The organism is Citrobacter sp. RHBSTW-01044 (assembly GCF_013781945.1).
GTDB lineage: Bacteria > Pseudomonadota > Gammaproteobacteria > Enterobacterales > Enterobacteriaceae > Citrobacter > Citrobacter braakii.
The window spans coordinates 3095237-3122055 of record NZ_CP056180.1; the positions used below are offsets into that span (position 1 = coordinate 3095237).

At 53.2% G+C, this 26819-nt stretch carries 21 protein-coding genes; 10 read left to right on the plus strand and 11 right to left on the minus strand.

What is annotated here, in order from left to right; genetic code table 11:
• The first annotated feature begins 104 nt into the window (after positions 1–104).
• The 5 genes from ssuE to ssuB are packed head-to-tail and all read left to right on the plus strand — an operon-like array spanning position 105 to position 4356.
• The gene (gene ssuE, locus HV352_RS15130) at positions 105–680 is read left to right on the plus strand and encodes an NADPH-dependent FMN reductase (protein WP_016152471.1); all 576 of its coding nucleotides are present in this window, start codon (positions 105–107) and stop codon (positions 678–680) included.
• A complete protein-coding gene (locus tag HV352_RS15135) occupies positions 673–1647 on the plus strand; it encodes a sulfonate ABC transporter substrate-binding protein (RefSeq protein WP_181634844.1) in 975 nt (324 codons plus the stop codon). The genes ssuE and HV352_RS15135 overlap by 8 nt, the downstream gene beginning before the upstream one ends.
• Positions 1644–2789 carry an FMNH2-dependent alkanesulfonate monooxygenase gene (gene ssuD / locus HV352_RS15140; protein ID WP_149381063.1) on the plus strand — a complete coding sequence of 382 codons (1146 nt, stop codon included), beginning with the start codon at positions 1644–1646 and terminating at the stop codon, positions 2787–2789. The genes HV352_RS15135 and ssuD overlap by 4 nt, the downstream gene beginning before the upstream one ends.
• An 11-nt stretch (positions 2790–2800) precedes the next feature.
• Positions 2801–3592, plus strand: coding sequence for an aliphatic sulfonate ABC transporter permease SsuC (gene ssuC / locus HV352_RS15145; protein WP_149381065.1), 792 nt, complete (start codon positions 2801–2803; stop codon positions 3590–3592).
• Positions 3589–4356, plus strand: a complete 768-nt coding sequence (ssuB, locus tag HV352_RS15150; protein WP_049042117.1) for an aliphatic sulfonates ABC transporter ATP-binding protein — start codon at positions 3589–3591, stop codon at positions 4354–4356. Before ssuC ends, ssuB begins: the two co-directional genes overlap by 4 nt.
• Before the next feature lie 103 nt (positions 4357–4459).
• Here ssuB and pepN read toward each other — a convergent pair whose 3' ends face one another.
• Positions 4460–7072, minus strand: coding sequence for an aminopeptidase N (gene pepN / locus HV352_RS15155; protein WP_016152466.1), 2613 nt, complete (start codon positions 7070–7072; stop codon positions 4460–4462).
• A gap of 265 nt (positions 7073–7337) precedes the next feature.
• On the opposite strand from pepN, the gene pncB reads away from it, so the two are divergent.
• The 4 genes from pncB (at position 7338) to aspC (ending at position 13158) form a co-directional block, all read left to right on the plus strand.
• Positions 7338–8540, plus strand: a complete 1203-nt coding sequence (gene pncB, locus HV352_RS15160) for a nicotinate phosphoribosyltransferase (protein ID WP_016152465.1) — start codon at positions 7338–7340, stop codon at positions 8538–8540.
• 165 nt (positions 8541–8705) lie between these two features.
• Entirely contained in the window at positions 8706–10106 is a 1401-nt protein-coding gene (gene asnS, locus HV352_RS15165; RefSeq protein ID WP_016152464.1) for an asparagine--tRNA ligase, read from the plus strand.
• 601 nt (positions 10107–10707) lie between these two features.
• Positions 10708–11784 (plus strand): porin OmpF, encoded by a 1077-nt coding sequence (gene ompF, locus HV352_RS15170; protein WP_016156126.1) that lies wholly within the window; start codon positions 10708–10710, stop codon positions 11782–11784.
• 183 nt (positions 11785–11967) lie between these two features.
• Positions 11968–13158, plus strand: a complete 1191-nt coding sequence (gene aspC, locus HV352_RS15175) for an aspartate transaminase (protein ID WP_016152462.1) — start codon at positions 11968–11970, stop codon at positions 13156–13158.
• A 54-nt stretch (positions 13159–13212) separates the two neighbouring features.
• Here aspC and HV352_RS15180 read toward each other — a convergent pair whose 3' ends face one another.
• The 7 genes from HV352_RS15180 to cmoM all read right to left on the minus strand — a co-directional run bounded on the left by HV352_RS15180 (position 13213) and on the right by cmoM (position 23885).
• Entirely contained in the window at positions 13213–13860 is a 648-nt protein-coding gene (locus HV352_RS15180) for an MBL fold metallo-hydrolase (protein ID WP_003035823.1), read from the minus strand.
• A 28-nt stretch (positions 13861–13888) separates the two neighbouring features.
• Positions 13889–14437 carry a YcbK family protein gene (locus tag HV352_RS15185; protein WP_016152461.1) on the minus strand — a complete coding sequence of 183 codons (549 nt, stop codon included), beginning with the start codon at positions 14435–14437 and terminating at the stop codon, positions 13889–13891.
• 177 nt (positions 14438–14614) lie between these two features.
• Positions 14615–16366: a L,D-transpeptidase gene (gene ldtD / locus HV352_RS15190; protein ID WP_016152460.1), complete on the minus strand. Its 1752-nt coding sequence runs from the start codon at positions 16364–16366 to the stop codon at positions 14615–14617.
• A gap of 255 nt (positions 16367–16621) precedes the next feature.
• Complete coding sequence (mukB, locus tag HV352_RS15195; protein ID WP_131352054.1) at positions 16622–21082, minus strand: chromosome partition protein MukB; 4461 nt, start codon at positions 21080–21082, stop codon at positions 16622–16624.
• Positions 21082–21786 carry a chromosome partition protein MukE gene (mukE, locus tag HV352_RS15200; protein ID WP_016152457.1) on the minus strand — a complete coding sequence of 235 codons (705 nt, stop codon included), beginning with the start codon at positions 21784–21786 and terminating at the stop codon, positions 21082–21084. Before mukE ends, mukB begins: the two co-directional genes overlap by 1 nt.
• Positions 21767–23089 (minus strand): chromosome partition protein MukF, encoded by a 1323-nt coding sequence (mukF, locus tag HV352_RS15205; protein WP_016156123.1) that lies wholly within the window; start codon positions 23087–23089, stop codon positions 21767–21769. The genes mukE and mukF overlap by 20 nt, the downstream gene beginning before the upstream one ends.
• Positions 23082–23885 (minus strand): tRNA uridine 5-oxyacetic acid(34) methyltransferase CmoM, encoded by an 804-nt coding sequence (gene cmoM, locus HV352_RS15210; RefSeq protein WP_080858507.1) that lies wholly within the window; start codon positions 23883–23885, stop codon positions 23082–23084. Before cmoM ends, mukF begins: the two co-directional genes overlap by 8 nt.
• Before the next feature lie 135 nt (positions 23886–24020).
• Here cmoM and elyC point away from each other — a divergent pair, with 135 nt between their 5' ends.
• On the plus strand, positions 24021–24785 hold the full coding sequence (elyC, locus tag HV352_RS15215; protein WP_016156121.1) for an envelope biogenesis factor ElyC: 765 nt from the start codon (positions 24021–24023) through the stop codon (positions 24783–24785).
• A 35-nt stretch (positions 24786–24820) separates the two neighbouring features.
• Here the strand turns inward: elyC and HV352_RS15220 are convergent, their stop codons facing one another.
• The 3 genes from HV352_RS15220 to ycaR form a co-directional block, all read right to left on the minus strand.
• Positions 24821–25714 carry a YcbJ family phosphotransferase gene (locus HV352_RS15220; RefSeq protein ID WP_016156120.1) on the minus strand — a complete coding sequence of 298 codons (894 nt, stop codon included), beginning with the start codon at positions 25712–25714 and terminating at the stop codon, positions 24821–24823.
• Between the two features lie 163 nt (positions 25715–25877).
• On the minus strand, positions 25878–26624 hold the full coding sequence (kdsB, locus tag HV352_RS15225; RefSeq protein ID WP_155574099.1) for a 3-deoxy-manno-octulosonate cytidylyltransferase: 747 nt from the start codon (positions 26622–26624) through the stop codon (positions 25878–25880).
• Positions 26621–26803, minus strand: coding sequence for a protein YcaR (ycaR, locus tag HV352_RS15230; RefSeq protein WP_003035793.1), 183 nt, complete (start codon positions 26801–26803; stop codon positions 26621–26623). Before ycaR ends, kdsB begins: the two co-directional genes overlap by 4 nt.
• Positions 26804–26819: the final 16 nt, after the last annotated feature.

Genomic DNA, 26819 nt, shown 5'->3' on the forward strand with positions numbered 1-26819 from the left:
CCGTATAAATCATTTCGATAAACAAAGTCTCTCTGCCAGACTGCACAAATTGTTATCAATGTTAATCAAAAGCAAACAATTGGTTATAAGGGGAGAATAAAATTATGCGCGTCATCACTCTGGCGGGAAGCCCACGCTTTCCCTCTCGCTCCAGCGCGTTGCTGGAATATGCCCGAGAAAAATTGAACGGCCAGGATGTCGAAGTCTTTCACTGGAACCTGCACAACTTTGCCCCGGAAGACCTGATCTATGCCCGTTTTGACAGTCCGGCGCTGAAAACATTTATCGAACAACTGCAGGATGCTGACGGGCTGATTGTCGCAACGCCGGTCTACAAAGCCGCTTACTCTGGCGCACTGAAAACGCTGCTCGATCTGCTCCCCGAGCGGGCGCTGGAAGGAAAAGTGGTTTTGCCGCTGGCGACTGGCGGCAGTGTGGCGCATTTACTGGCCGTCGATTACGCGCTGAAACCGGTGCTGAGCGCGTTAAAGGCTCAGGAGATCCTGCACGGCGTGTTTGCCGATGATTCACAGGTCATCGATTATCAGCATAAACCGCAGTTTACGCCCAACCTGCAGCAGCGCCTGGACAGTGCGCTCGACACTTTCTGGCTGGCGTTGCATCGTCGCGATCTCCAACTCCCGCAACTGAACGCCCTGCGAGGTGCCGCCCATGCTTAATCTGCTCAAGCGTCACACCTCATGGCTGGCATTTACCGGGCTGCTGTCACTGTCATCCTTGGTGCATGCCGCAGAATCGGCTCCGGATGCTCTGCGCATTGGCTACCAGAAAGGAAGCGTCAGTATGGTGCTGGCAAAAAGTCATCAGCTACTGGAGAAACGCTACCCACAGACCAAAATCTCGTGGATTGAGTTCCCGGCTGGACCGCAAATGTTGGAAGCACTCAATATCGGCAGTATCGATCTCGGCAGTACCGGTGACATTCCGCCAATTTTCGCCCAGGCCGCCGGAGCCGATCTGGTTTATGTGGGCGTCGAACCACCCAAACCGAAAGCCGAAGTGATTCTGGTGCCGAAAAATAGCCCGATCCAGAGCGTTGCGCAGCTCAAAGGGCATAAAGTCGCCTTCCAGAAAGGTTCCAGCGCCCACAATTTACTGCTCCGGGCGCTGCAACAGGCAGGGTTGAAATTTACCGATATTCAACCGACTTATCTGACCCCCGCCGATGCGCGAGCGGCCTTCCAGCAAGGAAACGTCGATGCGTGGGCTATCTGGGATCCCTACTATTCGGCCGCATTACTGCAAGGTGATGTGCGCGTGCTGAAAGACGGCTCAGACCTCAAGCAGACCGGTTCGTTTTATCTCGCTGCACGTCCTTATGCCGAAAAAAATAGCGCTTTTGTTCTTGGCGTACTGGATACCTTTAGCCAGGCGGATGCGTTAACTCTCAGCCAACGCCAGCAAAGCATTACTCTGCTGGCTAAAACCATGGGCCTGCCCGAGCCGGTAATTGCGTCTTATCTGGATCACCGTCCGCCAACCACCATTATGCCCGTCAGCGCCTCTGTTGCCGCCCTACAACAACAAACCGCCGATCTGTTTTATGACAACCGTCTGGTGCCGAAAAAAATCGATATTCGCCAGCGTATCTGGCAACCCACTCAGCAGGCAGGAGAAAAATTATGAGTCTGAACATGTTCTGGTTTTTACCCACCCACGGTGACGGTCATTATCTGGGGACGGAAGAAGGTTCGCGCCCGGTCGATCACGGTTATTTGCAACAAATTGCGCAAACAGCCGATCGCCTGGGATTTACTGGCGTTCTGATCCCAACCGGTCGCTCCTGTGAAGATGCCTGGCTGGTCGCCGCGTCGATGATCCCGGTCACCCAGCGATTAAAGTTTCTGGTCGCGCTACGTCCAAGCGTAACCTCGCCGACGGTCGCCGCCCGCCAGGCCGCGACGCTCGACAGACTCTCTAACGGCCGGGCGTTGTTCAACCTGGTAACCGGCAGCGATCCACAAGAGCTAGCGGGTGACGGCGTGTTCCTTGATCACACCGAGCGCTATGAAGCCTCTGCTGAATTCACTCAGGTCTGGCGGCGTTTGCTGCAAGGTGAAACCGTGGATTTCAACGGCAAACACATTCATGTCCGCGGCGCGAAACTGTTTTTCCCTCCTGTACAACAACCCCGGCTACCGCTTTATTTCGGCGGTTCGTCTGATGTTGCACAAGATCTTGCTGCCGAGCAGGTTGATCTCTATCTGACCTGGGGCGAGCCGCCTGAACAGGTGAAAGAGAAGATTGAACAGGTGCGGGCCAAAGCGGCGGCGCTCGGGCGCAAGATCCGCTTTGGTATTCGTCTGCATGTGATCGTCCGAGAGACAACGCAAGAGGCGTGGCAGGCAGCGGATCGTCTGATAGCCCATCTGGATGACGACACCATTGCCAAAGCCCAGGCCGCCTTCTCAAGAACGGATTCGGTTGGTCAGCAGCGAATGGCTGCACTGCACAACGGTAAACGCGACAAACTGGAAATCAGCCCGAACTTGTGGGCAGGAGTAGGACTGGTGCGCGGTGGCGCGGGTACCGCGCTGGTCGGAGATGGTCCGACGGTCGCGGCGCGTATCAACGAGTATGCCGCACTGGGAATCGACAGTTTTGTCTTGTCCGGGTATCCACATCTGGAAGAGGCATACAAGGTTGGCGAGCTGCTGTTCCCACATCTGGATGTCGCTATACCAGAAATTCCGCAGCCGCAGCGCCAGCATCAACAAGGCGAAGCGGTAGCAAACGAATTTATCCCACGCAAAATCGCGCAAAGCTAAGGAGCCTGCTGATGGCAACGCCGAAAAACAGGTGGTTACTGCGCCTCGCGCCCTGGTTTTTACCGGTTGGGTTGGTCGCGCTCTGGCAGCTCGCATCATCATTGGGCTGGTTGTCCACCCGCATCCTGCCCTCTCCGGAGGGCGTTGTCGAAGCCTTCTGGACGCTTTCCGCCAGCGGCGAGCTTTGGCAGCATCTGGCGATCAGCTCCTGGCGCGCGCTGGTAGGCTTCTCCATCGGCGGATCGATTGGCCTGACGCTGGGACTGATTAGCGGTCTTTCGCGGTGGGGAGAACGCCTGCTGGATACTTCGGTGCAGATGCTGCGTAACGTGCCGCATCTGGCGCTGATCCCACTGGTGATTTTGTGGTTCGGCATTGATGAATCCGCCAAGATCTTTCTCGTCGCGCTGGGCACGCTTTTTCCGATTTACATCAACACCTGGCATGGGATCCGCAATATCGATCGCGGTCTGGTAGAGATGGCTCGCAGCTATGGGCTGTCTGGTTTTTCACTATTTATTCATGTGATCCTCCCCGGCGCCCTGCCCTCGATTATGGTTGGCGTGCGTTTTGCTCTCGGGCTGATGTGGTTAACGCTTATTGTCGCGGAAACCATTTCAGCCAATGCCGGCATTGGTTACCTGGCAATGAACGCCCGCGAATTTCTGCAAACCGATGTGGTCGTGGTGGCCATTATTCTCTACGCCCTGCTCGGCAAACTTGCCGACGTCAGCGCCCAATGGCTAGAGCGGATCTGGCTGCGCTGGAACCCGGCTTACCATGTGAAGGAGGCTACCGTATGAATACCGCTCGCCTAAACCAAGGCACGCCGCTTTTACTAAGTGCCGTGACGAAACAATACGCCGCCAATACGGTGCTCAATCAGTTAGATTTACACATTCAGGCCGGACAGTTTGTTGCCGTGGTTGGCCGCAGCGGGGGAGGAAAAAGCACGTTGCTGCGTCTGCTGGCTGGGCTGGAGTCTCCCACCTCAGGTGCATTACTTGCCGGAACCACCCCGCTGGCAGAAATTCAGGAGGATACGCGAATGATGTTTCAGGATGCGCGTCTGCTGCCCTGGAAGACGGTTATCGATAATGTGGGTCTGGGTCTGAAAGGTCACTGGCGCGATGCGGCCCGGGACGCGCTGGCCGCAGTTGGGCTGGAGAATCGTGCTCAGGAATGGCCTGCCGCCCTGTCCGGTGGACAAAAACAGCGCGTGGCCCTGGCGCGGGCATTAATTCATCGTCCCGGTCTGCTGCTGCTGGATGAACCCCTCGGTGCGCTGGATGCCTTAACCCGCCTTGAAATGCAGGAGCTGATTGTCTCTTTATGGCAAGAGCACGGCTTTACCGTACTGCTGGTCACCCATGACGTCAGTGAAGCGGTGGCAATGGCCGATCGCGTGTTGCTTATTGAAGATGGAAAAATCGGACTGGATTTAACGGTGGATATTGCGCGACCACGCCGGATTGGTTCGGTGCGTCTGGCAGAGCTGGAAGCAGAAGTGTTGAACCGGGTAATGCAGCGTAGCGAAATGGAACAGCCGATCCGCCGGCATGGATAAGCATTCAGAAAAATCAGGCCCAGTAAGCGCAAGCGCCACCGGGCCTTTTGCCGGATAGCGGCGTTACCGCCTAATCCGGCTTACAAAACGACAGGTCAACGTTTCAGGCTAACGCTTTGGTTACCTTCTCGAACAGATCGCCGGAGAGATTCTCCAGACCTTTCAGCTGCTCCAGCGCCGCGCGCATCTGCGTCTGACGTTTTGCATCATACCGTTTTAAGCGAATCAGCGGCTCAATCAGACGTGACGCCACCTGAGGGTTACGGCTATTGAGTTCAGTCAGCATGTCGACCAGGAACTGATAGCCGCTGCCATCTTCCGCATGGAATGCCGCCGGGTTGCTGCCCGCAAAGGCGCCAATCAGAGATCGGATTCGGTTCGGGTTACTCATACTGAAGGAACGGTGCTTCAGTAAGCCACGTACCGTTTCCAGCACGTTTCTCGCCGGGCTGGTGGATTGCAGGATAAACCATTTGTCCATCACCAGACCGTCATGATGCCACTTATCGTCATACTCCTGCATTAGCGTGTCGCGGCAAGGCAGTTGCGCCGCGACTGCCGCGGACAGCGCCGCCAGCGCATCGGTCATATTGTTTGCTTCACGGTACTGCTTGCTGACCAGCGTGTCGGCCAGATGGGTTTCGCCAAAGGCCAGGAAACGCAGGCAGGCATTACGTAGCGTACGCTTGCCAATATCGGCATGTTCAACGCGGTACTCATCAAGATGGTTAGCGTTATAAATGGCGAGGAATTCATCCGCCAGTTCGGCCGCCAGCGTGCGAGTTAACGCTTCACGTACTTCCGTTATCGCCACCGGATCGATGATGTCGAACAGTTCAGCAATTTCATTCACCGAAGGCAGCGTCAGAATCTCTGCCGCCAGTGCCGGATCGATTTTCTCATCCAGCAAAATCGCCCGGAATGCATCGGCCACGTGTACCGGCAGCGACAGCGGCTGTCCCTGCTGATGGCGGGCTACGTTGAGCTTAATATAGGTCGCCAGCAAGCTTTGCGCCGCATCCCAACGAGAGAAATCGTTACGCGCATGACGCATCAGGAAAGTCAGCTGCTGATCGCTCCATTTGTATTCCAGTTTTACCGGTGCGGAGAATTCGCACAGCAGTGCCGGAACCGGCTGGAAGTAGACATTATCAAAGACAAACGTCTGCTCAGCCTGGGTGACATTGAGTACGGAATTCACCGGGTGCCCGCCTTTTTGCAGCGGGATCACTTTCCCTTCGTTGTCATACAACTCGAGGGCGAAAGGAATATGCAGCGGCTGTTTTTCGGCCTGATCCGGCGTGGCCGGCGTGCGCTGGCTGATAGTCAGCGTGTACTGCTCAGTGGATGGATTGTAGTCATCACGCACGGTCAGAATCGGCGTACCGGACTGACTGTACCAGCGGCGGAAATGCGATAGATCGACGTTGGACGCATCTTCCATCGCCTGCACGAAATCATCACAGGTTGCAGCGCTGCCGTCATGACGCTCAAAGTACAACTGCATCCCTTTCTGGAAGTTAGCCTCACCGAGCAGGGTGTGGATCATACGAATAACTTCAGCGCCCTTTTCGTACACGGTCAGGGTATAGAAGTTGTTCATTTCAATAACCATATCCGGACGGATAGGATGCGCCATTGGGCTGGCATCTTCTGCAAACTGCAGGCCGCGCATGGTGCGCACATTGCTGATCCGGTTTACCGCGCGTGAGCCGAGATCGGAACTGAACTCCTGATCGCGAAACACGGTTAGCCCCTCTTTCAGGCTCAACTGGAACCAGTCGCGACAGGTCACGCGGTTGCCGGTCCAGTTGTGGAAATATTCGTGACCGATGACGCGCTCAATATCGAGGTAGTCTTTGTCGGTGGCGGTATCGGTACGTGCCAGCACATATTTGGAGTTAAAGATGTTCAGACCTTTATTCTCCATCGCCCCCATGTTGAAGAAATCGACCGCGACAATCATATAAATGTCGAGGTCATATTCGAGGCCAAAGCGCTCTTCATCCCATTTCATGGAGTTTTTCAGCGAGGTCATCGCCCACGGCGCGCGGTCCAGGTTGCCGCGATCGACGTACAGTTCCAGCGCCACTTCACGCCCGGAACGGGTGGTAAAGGTGTCGCGCAGGACGTCGAAATCACCGGCTACCAGCGCAAACAGATAACACGGTTTCGGGAACGGATCCTGCCACTGTACCCAGTGACGACCATTTTCCAGTTCCCCCTGCGCCACGCGGTTACCATTGGAGAGCAGGAACGGATATTGGGTTTTATCGGCGATAATTTTGGTGGTAAAACGCGCCAGGACATCCGGCCTGTCGAGATACCAGGTAATATGGCGGAACCCTTCCGCTTCACACTGGGTGCACAGCGCGTCGCCGGACTTGTACAGTCCTTCCAGCGCGGTATTGGCCGCCGGGCTAATTTCATTCACGATACGCAGCGTAAAACGTTCCGGCAGTTGACTGATGACCAGAGCGCCCTCTTCTTCTTTATACTCTGCCCACGGCTCGTCGTTCACGTGGATCGACACCAGGGTCAGATCTTCGCCATTCAGGCGCAGGGGCGCATCGGACGCTCCATGACGGACAGCCTGGCTCACGGCGGTGACCACGGTTTTTTCAGCATCCAGGTCAAAGGTCAAGTCAATATCAGTAATCTGGTAATCCGGCGCACGATAGTCGTGACGGTATTTGGCTTGTGGCTGTTGTGTCATAAAAAACCTTTAGCATCTTTGGTAGAGTCTCGGCTTCAGTCTATTCCTGTTGCGTAAATCGCGCTACGCAGAATGTTCATCTTTTCAGGCACAAACACCCTTTTTGCTACATTTTTATAACACGCGGCACGAATTGCCCTCGACCAGAAAGACAGCTTATGGTGTGATCGGGGTTCAATAAATCGCTAAACAAGGTATACTCCAGCGGTTTTCTTAGTTGTTTATTGTACTAAACGCTCCCGTGAGAGGATGCTACTGCGCACCTATGACACAATTCGCTTCTCCTGTTCTGCACTCGCTGCTGGATACAGACGCTTATAAGTTGCATATGCAGCAAGCCGTTTTTCACCACTACTATGATGTACAAGTAGCGGCTGAATTTCGTTGCCGTGGCGATGACCTGCTCGGTATTTATGCCGATTCTATTCGTGAGCAGGTGAATGCTATGCAACACCTGCGACTGCAGGAGGACGAGTACCAGTGGCTCTCCGGCCTGCCTTTCTTTAAAGCTGATTACCTCACCTGGTTACGTGATTTCCGCTATAACCCGGAACAGGTTTGCGTCACCAATGATAACGGTAAGCTGAACATCCGCTTAACCGGGCCGTGGCGTGAAGTGATCATGTGGGAAGTCCCGCTGCTAGCGGTCATCAGCGAGATGGTACACCGTTACCGTTCGCCCGAATCAGGCGTCCCGCAGGCACTCGATGAGCTGGAAAGCAAACTAGTAGAATTCTCTGCTTTAACGAAAGATGTCGATATGTCCCGCTTCCATCTGATGGATTTCGGTACGCGTCGTCGTTTTTCACGTGAAGTACAGCAGGCTATTGTTAAACGCCTGCAGCGAGAGCCCTGGTTTGTCGGCACCAGTAACTACGATCTGGCCCGCCGCCTGTCATTAACCCCAATGGGCACGCAGGCGCATGAGTGGTTCCAGGCTCATCAGCAAATCAGCCCTGAGCTTGCCACCAGCCAGCGCGTTGCCCTGGCCGCCTGGTTAAATGAATATCCTGACCAACTCGGCATTGCGCTGACCGATTGCATCACTATGGATGCGTTTTTACGCGACTTTGGCGTCGAGTTTGCGACCCGCTATCAGGGTTTACGCCATGACTCAGGCGACCCGGTGGAATGGGGTGAAAAAGCCATCGCCCATTATGAAAAACTGGGCATTGATCCGCTGAGCAAAACGCTGGTGTTTTCAGATAACCTCGATTTGAAAAAAGCGATTGAGCTCTACCGCCACTTCTCTTCTCGTGTGCAGTTGAGTTTTGGTATTGGCACACGTTTAACCTGTGATATTCCCCAGGTTAAGCCGCTCAATATTGTGATCAAGCTGGTGGAATGTAACGGCAAACCTGTGGCGAAGTTATCTGATAGCCCGGGTAAAACCATCTGCCACGATAAAGCGTTCGTGCGCGCGCTACGCAAAGCCTTCGATTTGCCGCATATTAAAAAAGCCAGTTAAACCTTCCAGGGAGCCAGTTTGGCTCCCTTTTCACGCTAATTTCCGAAATCTTTCACTCCAGCTACGAATTCTGCTTGTCTGATTGCAGATGCCAGGTAACATAGGTATCCCCCCATTACGGGTGGACATGTGTTTATATATCCGACTATTAACAGAGAGAATATTATGAGCGTTGTGCCTGTAGCCGACGTACTCCAGGGCCGCGTAGCCGTTGACAGCGAAGTCACCGTGCGCGGATGGGTGCGTACCCGCCGAGATTCAAAAGCTGGCATCTCCTTCCTCGCCGTTTATGACGGTTCCTGCTTTGATCCTGTACAGGCCGTCATCAATAATTCTCTGCCCAATTACAATCAGGACGTACTGCGCCTGACGACGGGTTGTTCAGTTATCGTAACGGGTAAAGTCGTTGCATCTCCTGGACAAGGACAGAGCTTTGAAATTCAGGCCACTGAGGTTGAAGTAGCCGGCTGGGTTGAAGATCCTGATACCTATCCAATGGCGGCTAAGCGTCACAGCATTGAGTATCTGCGTGAAGTGGCGCACATGCGCCCACGTACCAACATGATTGGTGCCGTCGCGCGTGTACGTCATACGCTGGCGCAAGCGCTGCATCGCTTCTTCCACGAGCAGGGTTTCTTTTGGGTATCGACTCCGCTGATCACCGCTTCCGACACCGAAGGTGCCGGTGAAATGTTCCGCGTGTCTACGCTGGATCTGGAAAACCTGCCGCGTAACGATCAGGGCAAAGTCGATTTCGACAAAGACTTCTTTGGTAAAGAAGCTTTCCTGACCGTTTCCGGTCAGCTGAACGGCGAAACCTACGCCTGTGCTCTGTCCAAAATTTATACCTTTGGCCCGACGTTCCGTGCAGAAAACTCTAATACCAGTCGTCACCTGGCAGAGTTCTGGATGCTGGAACCGGAAGTGGCTTTCGCCGACCTGAACGATGTTGCAGGCCTGGCTGAAGCGATGCTGAAGTACGCGTTCAAAGCCGTACTGGCTGAGCGTGCGGATGATATGAAATTCTTCGCCGAACGTGTCGACAAAGACGCGATTTCACGCCTGGAACGTTTCATTGAGGCTGACTTCGCGCAGGTGGATTACACCGACGCGGTAAGCATTCTGGAAAAATGCGGCAAACAGTTCGAAAACCCGGTTTACTGGGGTGTGGATCTGTCTTCTGAGCACGAACGTTACCTTGCTGAAGAGCACTTTAAAGCGCCGGTCGTCGTTAAAAACTACCCGAAAGATATCAAAGCGTTTTATATGCGCCTTAACGAAGACGGTAAAACCGTTGCAGCAATGGACGTCCTGGCTCCAGGAATCGGTGAAATCATCGGTGGTTCTCAGCGTGAAGAGCGTCTGGACGTCCTGGATGCCCGTATGCTGGAAATGGGTCTGAACAAAGAAGATTACTGGTGGTATCGCGACCTGCGTCGCTACGGTACCGTTCCACATTCCGGCTTCGGTTTGGGCTTTGAGCGTTTGATCGCTTACGTTACCGGCGTGCAGAACGTCCGTGACGTTATTCCGTTCCCGCGTACCCCGCGTAACGCCACGTTCTAACCCTGCATTTTTGATACAAAAGCCAGCATTGCTGGCTTTTTTTGTCACCGCTTCACGTTTTGGGATCCCCCTCCCGCGTTTAACACAACCCTTCGCCTTCCCCCCTTCCTGTTACGTAATATTTCACTGCAACATATTTGAACAAAAAATAATCAGCATTTTTATTGTGGATTAGTATTTTCTGATTAAATAGTACATTTTCTGACCATTTGCACGGCATTCCAGACGTCCAGAAATAGCCATCTGTAAAGCAGGAACTTTATGGCAGAACAGAGAAAAAAGGAGTTTATCTAAATTAAATATAAGAAAATCATATAAATAGAAATAGAAGCGGTGATTTTTAGCGTACGGACATCTGAAATTTGAAGTTGTTCACAAAGTTGCACAAAAATAACATTTTGTTACACACTTTTTCTTTTTGAAACCAAATCTTTATATTTGTAGCACTTTGACGGTAGCGAAACGATAGTTTGAATGGAAAGATGCCTGTCAGACACATAAAGACACCAAACTCTCATCAATAGTTCCGTAAATTTTTATTGACGGAAATTATTGGCGGCAGTGGCAGGTGTCATATAAAAACCGATGAGGGTAATAAATAATGATGAAGCGCAATATTCTGGCAGTGGTTATCCCTGCTCTGCTGGTAGCCGGGGCAGCTAACGCTGCAGAAATCTATAACAAAGATGGCAACAAAGTAGACCTGTACGGTAAAGCAGTAGGTCTGCACTATTTTTCCAAGCACAACGGTGACAATGCCTACGCACCTAATGGCGATCAGACTTACGCCCGTCTTGGTTTCAAAGGGGAAACTCAGATTAACGACCAACTGACCGGTTACGGCCAGTGGGAATACCAGTTCAGCGGCAATAACTCTGAAGGCGGTGATGATGCTCAGAATGGCAACAAAACCCGTCTGGCGTTTGCCGGTCTGAAATTCGGTGATGCAGGCTCCTTCGATTACGGTCGTAACTACGGCGTCGTTTACGATGCTCTGGGTTACACCGATATGCTGCCAGAATTCGGTGGTGATACTGCTGCTTCCGACCAGTTCTTCTCTCAGCGTAACGGCGGTCTCGCAACTTACCGTAACTCTAACTTCTTCGGTTTGGTTGAAGGCCTGAACTTCGCTGTTCAGTACCTGGGCAAAAACGAGCGTGATGACGTTCGTCGCTCTAACGGTGATGGCGTTGGCGGTTCTGTTAGCTACGAATTCGAAGGTTTTGGTATCGTAGGTGCGTATGGTGCAGCTGATCGTACCGATGCCCAGCAAAACCCACTTCTGCGCGGCCACGGCGACAAAGCTGAGCAGTGGGCGACCGGCTTGAAATACGATGCTAACAACATCTACCTGGCGGCGAACTACAGCGAAACCCGTAACGCAACCCGTATCGCTAACGGTTATGCTAACAAAACTGAAGACGTCCTGTTGGTTGCTCAGTACCAGTTCGACTTCGGCCTGCGTCCGTCCCTCGCCTATACCAAATCTAAAGGTAAGGACATCGAAGGAATCGGCGACGTAGATCTGGTGAACTACTTCGAAGTGGGTGCGACTTACTACTTCAACAAAAACATGTCCACCTATGTTGATTACATCATCAACCAGATCGATTCTGACAACAAACTGGGCGTAGGCTCTGACGACACCGTTGCAGTGGGTATCGTTTACCAGTTCTAATAGCAGACCTCTTTGTTAAATGCCTAAAAAACAGGACTTCGGTCCTGTTTTTTTATCTCTGCTAGCGGATTCTTGCGTCTTAAAAAAACACCTCGGCTTTTCGTCAGTAACGGTTGGCATTTTGTAAATCTACCGTTAACCTGATAGCGGACTTCCCTTCTGTAATCACTATGGAACCTCGTCATGTTTGAGAACATTACTGCCGCTCCTGCCGACCCCATTTTGGGTCTGGCTGATTTGTTTCGTGCCGATGACCGCCCAGGAAAAATAAACCTTGGGATCGGTGTATATAAAGATGAGACAGGCAAAACGCCGGTACTGACCAGCGTTAAAAAAGCCGAGCAATATATTCTGGAAAATGAAACCACCAAAAATTACCTTGGCATCGACGGTATTCCAGAGTTTGGTCGCTGCACTCAGGAATTACTGTTTGGTAAAGAAAGTTCGCTTATCAACGACAAACGTGCGCGTACAGCACAGACCCCTGGCGGCACTGGCGCACTGCGTGTGGCCGCTGATTTCCTGGCAAAAAACACCTCAGCTAAACGCGTATGGGTGAGCAATCCAAGCTGGCCAAACCATAAGAGCGTCTTTAACTCTGCCGGTCTGGAAGTTCGTGAATACAACTATTACGATGCCGCGAATCACTCATTAGACTTTGATGCGCTGCTGGCAAGCCTCAGCGAAGCGCAGGCTGGCGACGTGGTGTTATTCCACGGCTGCTGCCATAACCCAACCGGTATCGATCCTACGCTGGAGCAGTGGCAAACGCTGGCTCAGCTTTCTGTCGAAAAAGGTTGGTTGCCGCTGTTTGACTTCGCATACCAGGGCTTTGCCCGCGGTCTGGAAGAAGATGCAGAAGGTCTGCGCGCATTCGCTGCGCTGCACAAAGAGCTGATCGTCGCCAGCTCCTACTCCAAGAACTTTGGTCTGTACAATGAGCGCGTAGGCGCCTGTACTCTGGTTGCAGCCGATGCTGAAACCGTCGACCGCGCATTTAGCCAGATGAAATCCGTCATTCGTGCCAACTATTCCAACCCACCAGCACACGGTGCGTCGGTTGTGGCAACCATCCTGAGCAACGATGCCCTGCGCGCTATCTGGGAGCAGGAACTGACTGATATGCGTCAACGCATCCAACGCATGCGTTTGCTGTTTGTGAATACGCTGCAAGAGAAAGGTGCGAACCGCGACTTCAGCTTTATCATCAAACAGAACGGCATGTTCTCATTCAGCGGCCTGACCAAAGAGCAGGTTCTGCGTCTGCGTGAAGAGTTTGGTGTCTATGCCGTCGCTTCCGGACGTGTGAACGTAGCAGGAATGACGCCAGATAACATGGCGCCGCTGTGCGAAGCGATTGTCGCAGTACTGTAATCTATCGCGTACTAAAAAGGCCGCAATAGCGGCCTTTTTCATTTATCTGCGGTGTTACCAGACTGGCATTTCATCCTGCAGGAACGGATTATGTAGCCGTTCGTTGCCCAACGTCGAAAGTGGGCCGTGACCCGGAATAAACGTCACGTCATCGCCCAACGGCAACAGTTTACGTTTAATCGAATCAATCAATTGACTATGATCTCCGCGAGGAAAATCGCTGCGCCCTACGCCGCCTTTGAAAATCACGTCACCAGAAATCAGTAGCTTTGATTGTTCATCAAAGAAGACCACATGTCCCGGCGTGTGACCCGGGCAATGCAGTACCTGCAACGTCACGTTACCCACGCTTACCCGGTCGCCTTCATTCAACCAGCGATCGGGCGTCAGCGGCTCACAATCGCCCAGGCCAAACATGCGACTCTGAGCAGGAAGTCCTTGTAACCAGAACTCATCTTCTTTTTCCGGACCAATAACCGGTACACCATAATGCTGTGCCAGTTCAGCCGCCGCACCTACGTGATCAAGATGACCATGGGTGAGCAGGATCTGCATTAGCGTCAGGCCACTGGCATCGACTTCCTGTTTGATTTTCTCAGCATCGCCGCCGGGATCGACCAGCGCAGCCAGACGGGTTTGCTCACACCAGATTAACGAGCAGTTCTGGGCGAATGCAGTGACCGGAATAATACGATAGTTCATACGGCTCCTGTTTCATTAAGCTTATGGATCACCAATGACGCGCCGGTCCGGTGTCAATATGCACAAAGTTACTGCGTGGGTAGTATCCTACACCACCTGCGCGCATAGATAACGCAGCTTTGCGAATATTACTTAATGCGATGCCTTCAATATGGAAATCCATGGCCTGCCCTTTCGTGTGGTAGCTTTTCTTTGCCACACCGCGGCTGTGCGCACGTAATTCATTATTGGTATCAATAGAGCGGTAACCAGAAATAAGCTGTACGGGTTTACGCGTGCCCAGCAGGCCCTGCAGACGGAAGAGTTGATCGAACAATCCCGGATCGATGGATTTCACTTTATTCGCACGAAAATCACGGAAAAAGTGATTAAGTTTAGCTAATTCGTCCTGAATATAGCCCCTGCCATCAAAAAACTCTGCTTTTATTGACTCACCGGTATGCAGGTTATTCAGAGTCAAAATGCGCGGACGTGGGGTGGAGAGTGTAGCAAACGCAGGCGTAGGCAGGATGGCAGCGCCGAGGGCAATGCCACCAAGCGCCAGCAGTTTGCGGCGATTAGCGTCAAATTTGTCCATGGTTTTAAGGTCTACAAGGTCAATGTTATCGTATGTATGCTCTAGCGCACGCGGGAAACCTTATCTGGCTAAGTAGTCCACGTCAAGGCTCCCAACCCCAGGAAATACGGGGCTTGCAGCCATTTCGCCCCGTTTCCAGCATAACTTACGACAATTATTTTCCTCGAACTGCTTCATTTATCTGATTAATTGTTCAGCTTTTGACACAATTTGTGCACTGGATCGCGCTGTCTGATCGTAATTGTAAATATCTGTACGATACTGCGTGCGACCATCCGGGCCAACAAATGCGGTCAGATAGTAGAGGTTGACGGGGATATTCTGGCGAATATTCACGTACCTTGTGTCCCCTTGCTTCAGGGCATCCGAGATGCGCGTATCATTCCACCCCGCATCCTGTAGCAGCATATTCGCCAGCTCAGATGCCTTGTTCACGCGCACGCAGCCGGAGCTTAACGCCCGCGAATCCTTCTGGAACAGAGTGTGGTTCGGCGTATCGTGCAGATAAATAGCATCCGAACTCGGCATATTGAATTTATAGCGTCCGAGCGAGTTACGCGCTCCCGGAGCCTGCTGGAAGCGGAACGGCAGATTGGAGGCGGTGATGGTGGCCCAGTCAACCTGCCACGGATCTATCGTCTCTTTGCTGTTCCAGCCGCGCATTACGGTATAGCCGTGACGCTCAAGATACCCCGGGTCATTCCAAACCTTAGGCAGAATATCCTTCCGGGCCAGCGTCGGCGGCACGTTCCACGGCGGGTTAACGACCACGTTATTCAGCGCACTGCTCATCATCGGCGTTTTACGATCGGGACGTCCCACGATAACGCGCGAGGCCAGCACCTGATTGCCGTTTTGATAATACACCAGCGAGTAGGCAGGAATATTCACCATGATACCGGTAGACAGCGTACCCGGCAGCAGGCGCAAGCGCTGAATATTTAACGCCAGCACGCCCGCACGTTGAGCGGGCGTCACGTTCAGCCAGTCACGCGTGGCTGGGCCAATCGCGCCATCGGCCCCAAGCCCCTGCCACGTCTGAAAACGCTTAACCGCGTCAACAAGTTCACGATCGTAAGCGCTACGGCCTTCTTTGGCAGCCGTACTGACAACAGACTCCAGCATCCCGGTTCGGCGCAAAATTTCACGCAGCGCAGGGATATCCTTACTCCACTCCCCCGGACGCAGCGTCGCGGTACTGGTCAGTTGCGGCCAGGGCCGCGTATCGCCCACCAGCTTGAGCAGCGATTCATGCATTGCTGCGTACTGCGGATGTTGCGGTGCCAGGCTGGCGACAAACGAAGTCAGTTGACCGTTATCCAGCGCGACTTGCCATTGGTTGATCACGGAAATCGGCGGCGTCGTCAGCGCATAGGGCTTATCGCTATAGAGCCAGCGATTGCCTTTGACGGGGATGTTGGCAATAAAGTGCAGATACCCCATCATCGCATCTGAGAGCACGATATCTCGCGCCTGACCGGTTACTGCCGGGTCAGTCAGTAGAGCGACCCAGGTGGTGAACTGCGGCTGAAAGCCGGCAATCGCCACTTCAGCTAACTGTTGCTGAAAGGCTTTTACCGCATCACGATTTTCCCACATCGGTTTCATTTCGCGTGCGGCATACAGCAGTTCCAGTTGGCTCATATAAACCGGTGTGAAGCCCGCTGGAAGTTGAGATTGTAATTCGGCGCGGGCTTTATCAACTGACACGCCCTCGGGCAGCGGTTGAATACCTGCCATGATAGCCGTCGCGGAAGATTGAGCCTGCGGCTGCGATAACGCTGTTGGCTGTTCACTGACGGTCGCTGAGCTATCGCCAGGGATCATTTCAGGCTCATCGGCCTGCGCATTGAACAGTGGAGCGAATGTTACGGCCAGGCACAAACTAATTGCCGACAGCCGACGACCACACATTTTATTAAGCAACATCCCTTGCCCCCTGTTTTTTTATCATACTTTGAGTAGCCAGGCCGTATGTCTTCCCCTTATTTTGGCGGGGCCGAACCTGTAAAACGCCAATACAAGCTGAAGTATGACGAGCAAGCCTGTGACGCGTTAGGCTTACCTTTAGTATATAAACATGAAAAAATTTTTGCCTAACCTAATGTAAAGAAGTTTAAAGAAATTACACCAGTTATTGAGAATTTCCGGAAAAAAGAAGGCGGCCATTTAGCCGCCTTTTATTTAGCTTGCCTGCGAGGAGGCATCTTCGGTGCCAGGCAGCGGCTCAGGTAGCTGAGGCGCAAACCCGCGCAGACCTACCACGTGAACGTGTTCGGTGTTCTGGAAGACTTTACGCACCAGTTTGTAAGTGGTGCCTTTCTCCGGGCTAATGTTTTCTGGGGCTGCGATAATCAGCTGCATTTGCAGACGCTCGCACAGTTCAAACAGGGTCGCGATAGAGCGTGCATCAAGTCGCGCAGCTTCATCCAGGAACAGCAGACGGCAAGGAGAAATATCTTTCCCGCGCAATCTACGCCCTTCGTCTTCCCAGCTTTGCACAACCATCACCAGAATAGACATCCCGGTCCCGATCGCTTCACCGGTTGACAGCGCGCCAGATTCAGCACGCAGCCAGCCGTCAGAGCCACGGTTAACTTCAACTTCCATTTCCAGATAGTTACGGTAATCCAGCAGCTCTTCACCAATGGTTTGCGGCGTACGTTGCCCCATATCAATCTGCGGATTCAGACGCTGATACAACTTCGCCAGCGCTTCAGAGAAGGTCAGACGATTGCTGTTAAACAGATCCTGGTGCTGCTCATGCTGTTCGGAAAGTACGTCCAGCAAGGTAGCATGCGTCTCGCGTACGTTGACGTTCAGACGAACGCTGTTTACCTGGCCAAACGACACGCTTTGCAGCCCCTGGTTCAGCATGCGAATACGGTTCTGTTCGCGCTGAATGGTCTTACGAATGATATTCGCCACGCTGCGAGAGCTGATCGCCAGTTTCTGTTCGCGAGACGTTAATTCTTCCGTCAGACGGCTCAGCTCAATCTCCATCTGTTCGATGGCTTCAACCGGATCGTCGGTACGGATGATATCCTGGCGAATACGTTCACGCAGATGCTGATAAACCGCAACAAAGAACTGAATTTTACGCTCTGGGCGTTTTGGATCTTCAGACATGCGCAGTACATCGCGCAGGTGTTCGTTATCCGCAACCGCCAGGCGCAGCGCACCAAGCGCCTTATCCGACATTGAGCGCAGTTCATCACCGGAAAGATACGCCAGCTCACGACGGTGCAGGCGGCGTTCAACGCCGTTATCTTTCACCATCCGCATCACCGCACACCATCCGGCTTTCGCGGTAACCACCTGCTCGCGCATTTCAAAATAATCACGTTCCAGCTTGCGCAGCCTGCGGGTCAGGTTTTCCATCTCCGCTTCGCAGAAGGTCAACGCTTTTTCCAGTTGGTTACGGCGGGCACGGTTATTGCTGAGCTGCGCATGCAGTTCATCACGACGAATACGCGCGCGCTCTTCGGCACCGCTGTCCGCACGAACGCCAATATCCTGCAGTTCACGTTGTAAATCGTTAAGCAGCTCTTTTTTGGTGTCATAGGAGCTTTTCAGCGACGCCATGACCTGGTTGTACTGGCTTAACTGTGCGGCGTGACTGCGTAGCGCTTCACGGGCGCGGGTACGTTCAGCTTCCGCCTGTTCCAGGCGCTCACGCAGTTTTTCGTTCAGATCGCTGTTGCCGCTAAGCATTTCAGCAGAGTCGGAATAGCTAAAGTGCGCCCGGCGCTGCACCACTTCGGTCAGAGCAAAAGCTTGCTGACGCGCATCGCGCTGCATCTGCTGGGAATACGCGTAGTCTTCCTTCAGTTGTTCAAACTGTTCAGGGTCATTTTGCAGGACCGAAACAATCGGTTCCAGTTTGGCTAACTGGTTGCCATGTTGCTGCACAAAACGCGCCGCTTCCTGGGCTTCATCCAGGCGCTCACGAATTTCGTCCACGCGATCGGCCAGCGTGTCATCCGCCAGCAGATTCAAACGCGGGAGAAGGCGGTTAAGAGCGGAGACCCCCTCTTTCGCCTGCTCAAACTGCATACGGCTTTGCTGATTATCATTTTCATGATTGCTCAGCGCACGTTCCAGTTCAACGCGACGGCCATTCAGTTGGCGAATTTCCGCTTCCGGATCGGCTTCAAACGCCACCGACAAATGACTGCCAATGAAACGACTGAACGCCTGATGCAGACGCTGGGTTTTCTGGACGTCAAAGGAGAGCGTTGCGAAACGTTCAGACAGCCCTTCACGCTCGGCATGCAGGGTTTCGATACGGCTTTCGCGCGCTGCACGGCCAAAAATCGGCACCGTCGGGAAGCGGGAATAACGCCACTGACGCTCGGCGGTTTTCACCACTACCGCTTTTTCCAGCTCATCAACGCTGAAAACGCTGTCATCAAACGACTGCGGATCCCCTTCGATGAAATAGAGATCTTCCGGACAATCCGTCAGCCCTTCAAGCTGCTCGGTAATCAGCGACAGATCCGGCACCACGATGGCATGACGCGAAGGACCGTACAGCGCAGAGAAGTACGGCGCATCTTCAAGGCTAACGTCGTCATAGATTTCTGACAGCAGAACGCCACCGAAGCGCTCCGCCAGCGCGTTCAGACGCTGATCTTCCGCCCCGCCCGGCTGACTTAAACGTTCAATTTCTTCATCAACTGCATTTTTGCGCGCACCGACTTCATCACGCTCAACAATGGCTTCACGCTCGCGCTCCAGCAGTTGTTGCAGATACTCGGTCACATCCTGGCTTGAGGTAAACTCTTCGCCACACTGCTCGCTAAGCTGATTCAGGCTATTCTGCGCGGCCAGCCAGACAGGCGCACGTTTCATCAGATGCTGGATACGAGACTGCAGCTGTTCCTGCTCCTGACGCAACGTCATACGCTGTTCGCTGGCAGAAGAGACGCTGTCCGACAAGGCGGCGATGCGTGCTTCCAGCTCCTGGTGCAGCGATTCCAGCTCATCGATATCGAACTGTTTACCCTGACGCTTGCAGAATTCAGCCAGCAGACGTTCGGCGTCTTGCTGTTCGCGCAGACGCTGCTCCAGTTCGCTGAGTCGCATACGCAACGGCTGAACCTGTTCCGCCAGGTGGCGCTGTTCAACGCCTTCCCGCAGCAGTTCACGCGCCACGCTCCAGGCTTCACCACGCGCCAGCGGGCCATTGATAGCCGCCACCAGCTGATAAGCCTGTTCGAACTGGCTGTGCGCGGTTTGCGCCACGCTCATTTTTTGTTCCAGCGTCAGCAGTTTTTCAGTGGCTTCCTGCTCTTTAGCCTGGAAGGTTTCCAGCCATTCAGCAGCGCTGTCGGCGGTCAGATCCGGTAAGTGGCAGAGCTCTTTCGCCCGATTCAGCGCCTGGATCGCCTGGGTATATTGGATGGCTCGCGTTTGCTGGACGTCCAGCGCTTGCTGATAATCGGCAAGCTGGCTTTTCAGCTCATCCACTTCCAGTTCCGCGGCTTCTGCGCGGGCTTCGTTTTCATCCTGGCGGTCAACGGCTTCCGCGACCACCTCATTTTGTTCTTCGAGACGGACCTGCAGTTCTTCGAGATCCGCTTCGTAGCGTTCAATTTTTTCCTGCTGACGCAGAGCGGTTTGCACCAGATTCAGGTGATCGCTCGCGGCCTGGTAATCAGCTTCCAGATCGCCTTCCGCGCCGTTATGCTCGCCCAGTTCGCGCGCCATATCCACGTGCTTATACTGCTCCGCGGCCAGCTGCTTACGTGAAGTATGCAGCTCACGACGATATTCCAGCGCTTTATCAAGATGGATACGACGTTCGTTGGCGTGACGCATATAATCCGCGGCCACATAGTTGGTCGCTTCGCTGATCAAATGCTTAAACAGATCGCGGTCAGACTGAGTTACGCGAATCGCTTCCAGCGTCATGCGGTTTTCACGCAGCGCAGCTTCCATATCCTGGAAGGCTTTACGTACGCCGCTGTTTTCCGGCAGCAGGTAGTCACGCAGTGAACGCGTAATGGCACTGGAGATCCCGCCGTACAGCGAGGCTTCAATCAGACGATAGAATTTACTACGGTCAGACGCGGAACGCAGACGACGGGCGATGATGCCCAGATCGAACATCAGTGAGTGATAATCGGTGATTGAGTTGAACTGTTTAAACTGCACACCTTCCATCTCATCAAGCTTCTCTTTCAGCTCAGAGAGGGACAGCACGCGCGCCTGGCGTTCATTCAGCGTTTCCGTCACCAGTTGGGTTGGCTGCACCGACATCGGCAGCCCCTGAATGGCAAACGGTTTGATATCCACTTTACGATCGCGACCGGCAACCTGTTGCAGACGCACCCCCACGACCACGCGCTGATGGCGCGAGTTGAGGACGTCGAGCATTGAGTAACAGACGCCCGCTTTCAACTTACCGTGCAGGCCCTTATCACGTGAACCACTGGTTGCACCGGCTTCGGTGGTGTTACGGAAATGCAGCAGGGTTAAGTCCGGAATGAGCGCTGTTACAAATGCCGCCATGGTGGTGGACTTACCCGCACCGTTACCGCCGGACAGCGTGGTAACCAGTTCATCGAGGTCGAACGTACGGGCAAAAAAACCATTCCAGTTAATCAGCGTAAGTGAGCGAAATTTACCGCGTTCAATCATTATTCTTCTTCTCCACTGTCCGGCTGATTCTCTTCGGGCTCATCGTTGAGCTGCAGGCGGTTCTCGACCGGCATCGCTTCGCCATCACGAATTAAGCGACGCTGCGCTTCGCGCGGATCGTCACCGCTGCGCACATCCGCGCCAAAGCGGAAGACTGATTCCGTAATACGGAATTTGCTGCTGTCGTGACCCATAAACCACACCATGCCTAAACGGCGCAGACGGTTTAGCGAAGAACGAACTTTTTCCTGTAGCTTCTGGCGATCAACATCCGAACCGGTTGAACGGTTGTTCACCAGTTTCAGCAGCTTCGCTTCATCAGCCAGCGTTAGCAGCTCGTCGTACAACTCTTGCTGGGTAAAAATCCCTTCGTTCGCCAGGCGTTCCGGGCTGAGATAGAGATAGCAAAGAATTTTACCGACCATCATGTCCAGTTCAGACAGGACCGAACGGGGAATGAGCGTCGTTGAACGCGGGCGAAGGTAGAAGAACCCTTCCGGCGCACGGATCAATTCCACGTTATAGCGGCTGTAAAACTCTTCAAAATATTCCTGAAAATCCATCAGGAAGGCATGATTATCCAGTTCATCCAGACCGATATGGCGGCCCGAACGTAAGGCGCTGTCCAGCGCCGGAAATAACGGATTCGCCAGCGCCTGCGCCAGCTTTACCGGCATCACTTGTTCAATATTTGTCAATGACATGCGCCTGTACCTTGGCTCCGTAATCATTAATCGGCTGCCATTTGGCTGGCAGTCCGGTGAAGTCTGCTTGCGCTACGCCAAGGCGTACCGCCTGATCGATAACTATGCGCGCGACGTCGAAATGACGCGCACGTGGGTATTGCGCCAGATACTCGCGCACGACCAAACCGAGATCCAGTGGTGTTTGTCTGGATTTGTAGATAGCCAGCTGTTCTTCGATGATCGCCGCCAACTGTTCACGGATCTCGTTAAATTCTTCATATTCCAGATCTTCCGGAAGCTCGCCGGTGACCTCTTCGTCACGCAGCACCATCTCTTCGTCACGCATATCCAGCAGACGATCGGCGTTGGCATAGGTTAGCGCCCACGGATCGTCAAAGTATGTCTGCACGGACTGGCGCAGACGCTGGGCAAAGACGCGGTTTTTATCCATATCGATCGCGGTACGGATAAACTTATGCACGTGACGATCGTAGCCGATCCATAAATCAATGGACTGCTGACCCCAACTGATAATGCGGTCGAGCTTACTTTGTAAGTCAAACACCAGCCGATCGACGAAATGCAAATCGTCATGCGTCATCGTGGCGTCCTGGATGTGTAACAGGTGAGCCTGCAGCTTATCCCCCGCCGCTTCCAGCGTATCCTGCAGTTCACGCAGCGTACCAGACGTTTCAGAGAGCAGCAGTTCACAGCTGGAGATCGCCGCCCGCCAGTCTTTATTAAGCAACTGTGCGATGTCGTCTTTTACCTGCTGTTGCTGTTCATCCATGATGCGCTGGGTCAGATCGATACTGTCGAAAATCTCTGCCACCGAGTATTTCAATGGCGCGTAGACGTTGCGATGCCAGTGGAACTCATCGCCACCTTCCGCTGCCGCATCCGCCGCGCGCTTTAGTTCACCTGCAACAATCGACAGCTGCATTGAAAGACGCAGCGTAGAGAATTCGCGCTGACGAATGTAGTAATCCGTGATGCCAATTCCCAATGGCGTTAAACGATATATAGCGTTGCCTTCCGCCTGCTCGCTGGTAAAGCGGTTCAGCAGACGTTGACGCACCATATCGTTGATCGCGTTGTTGGCGCGTACGCCGATGGTTTCGCTGGTTTGCTCAAACGCATCACTCACATGGCGGAACGCATCCACCAGCTCACCTTCACTCATCTCGCCGTCAAGTCGCTCACCGTTCAGGGTCGCGACCGCCAGCAGGAACGAAAGTCTGTCTACCGGCAGAGAGATGGAGAAGTCATTTTTTCTGGCCCAGGCAACCAGTTCGGGGACTGTCTGGGAAAATTCACTCATAAATTATCCTTGCATCTGCGGCTCGGGCCGAACTTTTAATCGCGGTGACATGAATATAGCGCCCAAGGCTGATATACGGTTCCTGGCGGCAATAGCGCGTTTCTAACTCAAGTAACATTTCAAAGTCGTCATGCTGTTTATGTTTATCTCGCAGATAATCATGAAACACGCGGACGCCCGTTTTACCGGTTATCTGCCAACCGATCTCGTCCAGCCACTGGTAGACCTGCCCCGGATCGCGCGGGTAGTCCGGTGAAAGCGTGCGTTTTTTACGTTTCGGCATCCCCACCTGCACATAGTCAAAGTTCCCTGCGACCATGTTATGCATCAACAGACCGTTAGCATTGTAGAACATTAACGACAGCGCGCCGCCAGGACGCAATACTGACCACAGAGTCTGCAACACGTTGACCGGATCTGTCACCCACTCCAGCACAGCATGAAACAATATCAGATCAACCGGGCTTTCCAAATGCGAAGCAACATCCTGAGCGGCGCATTGTATAAAATGCATGTTCCCGCTCACACCTTTTGCCTCTGCCGCCTGTTGCGCTCGGGCGATCATCTCGCCAGACAGATCGCATAATGTGACGAAATGTCCTCGTTCCGCCATTTTGATGGCCGTTTGCCCTTCACCACCACCGGCATCCAGAATGTGCAGTTTTTGCTCACCGAACGTTTCCAGTAATCGATCCAGATCCTGCCAAAGGATAGCCTGTCTTAAATGACCTTTGGTGGTGCCGTAAATGTTACGGGAAAACTTCTCTGCAATGTCATCAAAATTGCGATCCCGCATCGGGCTCTCCGCATACTGGCTTTAGGGTGACTAAGTAAAACCGCTATTTTGTCACACCCACGCCGAGAATGAACCTTCCTGGTGTAATATCCCTGCAGATCCCCTGCTGTATGGTTAAAAAAGGAACCAAAAAGGATGCTTTTTACGCTGAAGAAAGTGATTGGCGGTATGATGCTGCCGCTGCCACTGATGCTAATTGTGATGGGTATTGGCCTGGCGCTGGTCTGGTTCAGTCGCTTTCAAAAAACAGGGAAAGTGTGTATTAGCCTGAGTTGGCTGGCACTGTTACTCCTTAGTTTACAGCCCGTCGCCGACAGCCTGTTGAAACCGATTGAGGACAGTTATCCAACGTGGCAAGGTTCGCAAAAAGTGGAATATATTGTGGTGCTGGGCGGAGGGTATACCTGGAATCCGCAGTGGGCGCCGAGTTCAAATCTGATCAGCAACAGCCTTCCACGTCTGAATGAAGGTATTCGCCTATGGCGCGCAAACCCGGGATCGAAGCTCATCTTTACCGGCGCTGCCGCAAAGACGAATAACGTCAGTACCGCAGAAGCTGGCGCCCGCGTAGCGCAGTCGCTGGGGGTGCCAGCCGATGAAATCATCACCCTGGATCACCCCAAAGATACCGAAGAAGAAGCCGCAGCGGTAAAGAAGGCCATCGGCAATGCGCCGTTCCTGCTGGTAACCTCTGCCTCCCACTTACCGCGGGCGATGATCTTCTTCCAGCAGGCCGGCTTGCATCCGCTGCCAGCGCCAGCCAATCAGTTAGCAATTGATTCACCGCTTAATCCGTGGGAGCGCGCTATACCTTCACCCGTCTGGTTGATGCACAGCGATCGCGTTGGTTACGAAACCCTGGGACGCATCTGGCAGTGGCTGAAAGGATCGGAACATTGACAGGAATATTGCCTGATAAGATGTTCACATGTTTATCATGCGAGCCACGGCAGTAATGATTTCGTTGCCAGGTCAAAGTTGGAACGATTAAAGCGTCCGGTGTTGACCAGTTGCGTCACTTCATCCCATAACACGTACAACCAGCGCCGCCAGATGAATGACTCCGCCACTGGCGCGCGCTGCAGGTATTGCCAAAGCAGGCTTTCCGCCAGCGCATTATCCATCAAGCGGAACAGTTCATATTCCCTTGGCGCCCACAGCATCAACCCCGGTCCCACCATAGCCAGAAGCTGATCGCTACGGGCGTCTTTGAGCATGCTACGTAAACTGAAATTACCGTGGATCAGCACGCAGTTATCATTGAATCCTTCAAATAAGGCAGGCAAACACTCACGGGTGCGAAACAGGATCCGCTTGTCCTGCATCGTTAGTCCGGTATTGTTGAACTGATTTAACGTGGTCCACAGCACCTCAACCCGCTGACGATACCAGGATGGCCAGATATTCTCTTGCGTGTTATCCACCATTCCCACGCAGCCAGCACTATCCTGCCGATGCCATGACAGCAGACCTTCTACGATCTGATCTTTTAAATGTTCCCAGCGTTCGGGCGTTCGGGCAGGCGCTTCCACCGGCACTCCACGTAAACGCTCAAGCAGTAGCACATCAGGACCGGGATGTTCCTCGTGGGTTAAGACCCCATAAATGACGGGCATACGCACCGTACCACTGCGCGCCAGCATGGAGGTTTTCCATGCCAACTGCTGCGCCATACCCGGCGTGGTGAAACTTCTCGCCATCAGTGGCATCGGATTTCCCTGGCTGTCGTACAGTGACCACAGGGCCGTATCCACTTTTTCATTCACGCATTCTATACGACTGAGTTTTTCACCCAACAGATGACTGAGTTCGGCACGCAACTGTTCCATTTCGGATTGCCCTCATAAATGCTACTGCTTTCATAATGAGCGTCGTGCAGACAGATGTCACCCGGATGAGATCAATTGATGAAAAGAAAAGTGGCGGGAAAGCGTAACGATATGACACTCCTCCCAAAAATTCGCGTCATCAGGGGGAGTGTCGTGAGAAAAACTAACGCATTTCGGCGCGAACGCGCTCAAGATCTTCGGCAGTGTCTACGCCGGTACCGGGTACTTCTTTGGCGACGGCAACATGAATTTTTTCGCCGTACCACAGCACACGTAGCTGCTCCAGCATTTCAATATGCTCAAGCGGGCTGGGCTGCCAGTTAACATAACGGCGGATAAAACCGGCGCGATAGCCGTAAATACCCAGATGTCGCAAGAAGGTGTCACCCACCGTTTCCAGGCTTTTAGCGAAACGGTCGCGATCCCACGGAATGGTCGCGCGTGAAAAATAGAGTGCATAACCTTCGGCGTCCAGAACGACTTTCACCGCGTTCGGATTAAATGCCTCTTCCGCACTGTGAATCGGGGCAGCAAGGGTCGCCATACCGACCTGGCGCTGTGCCAGATTCTCAGCGACCTGGCGAATAATGACCGCCGGGATCATCGGCTCATCACCCTGTACGTTCACAATAACGGTATCATCGCTAAAGCCACATTTCTCGACGACTTCCGCCAGACGCTCCGTACCGGACTGGTGATCGGCGCGGGTCATGCATACTTCACCCCCCACCGCTTCTACCGCGCGAGCGACATCTTGGTGATCGGTCGCAACGATAATACGTTCAGCGCCAGATTCACGCGCACGCTCCAGCACATGCACGATCATCGGCTTGCCATTGATATCCAGCAGCGGCTTGCCCGGCAAACGTGTGGACGCATAACGCGCAGGAATAATGACCACAAAACTCATGATTTACTCTCATCAGCAGTCAGAACGCGAGCTTCGGTTTCCAGTAACACGGGAATGCCATCACGCAGTGGGAAAGCAAGGTTATCCAGTTTACAAATCAGTTCCTGTTTTTCCTGGTTAAACCAGAGTTTGCCATTGCATACCGGGCAGGCAATGATTTCAAGCAGACGATGATCCATAGTTCCTCCAGATGGA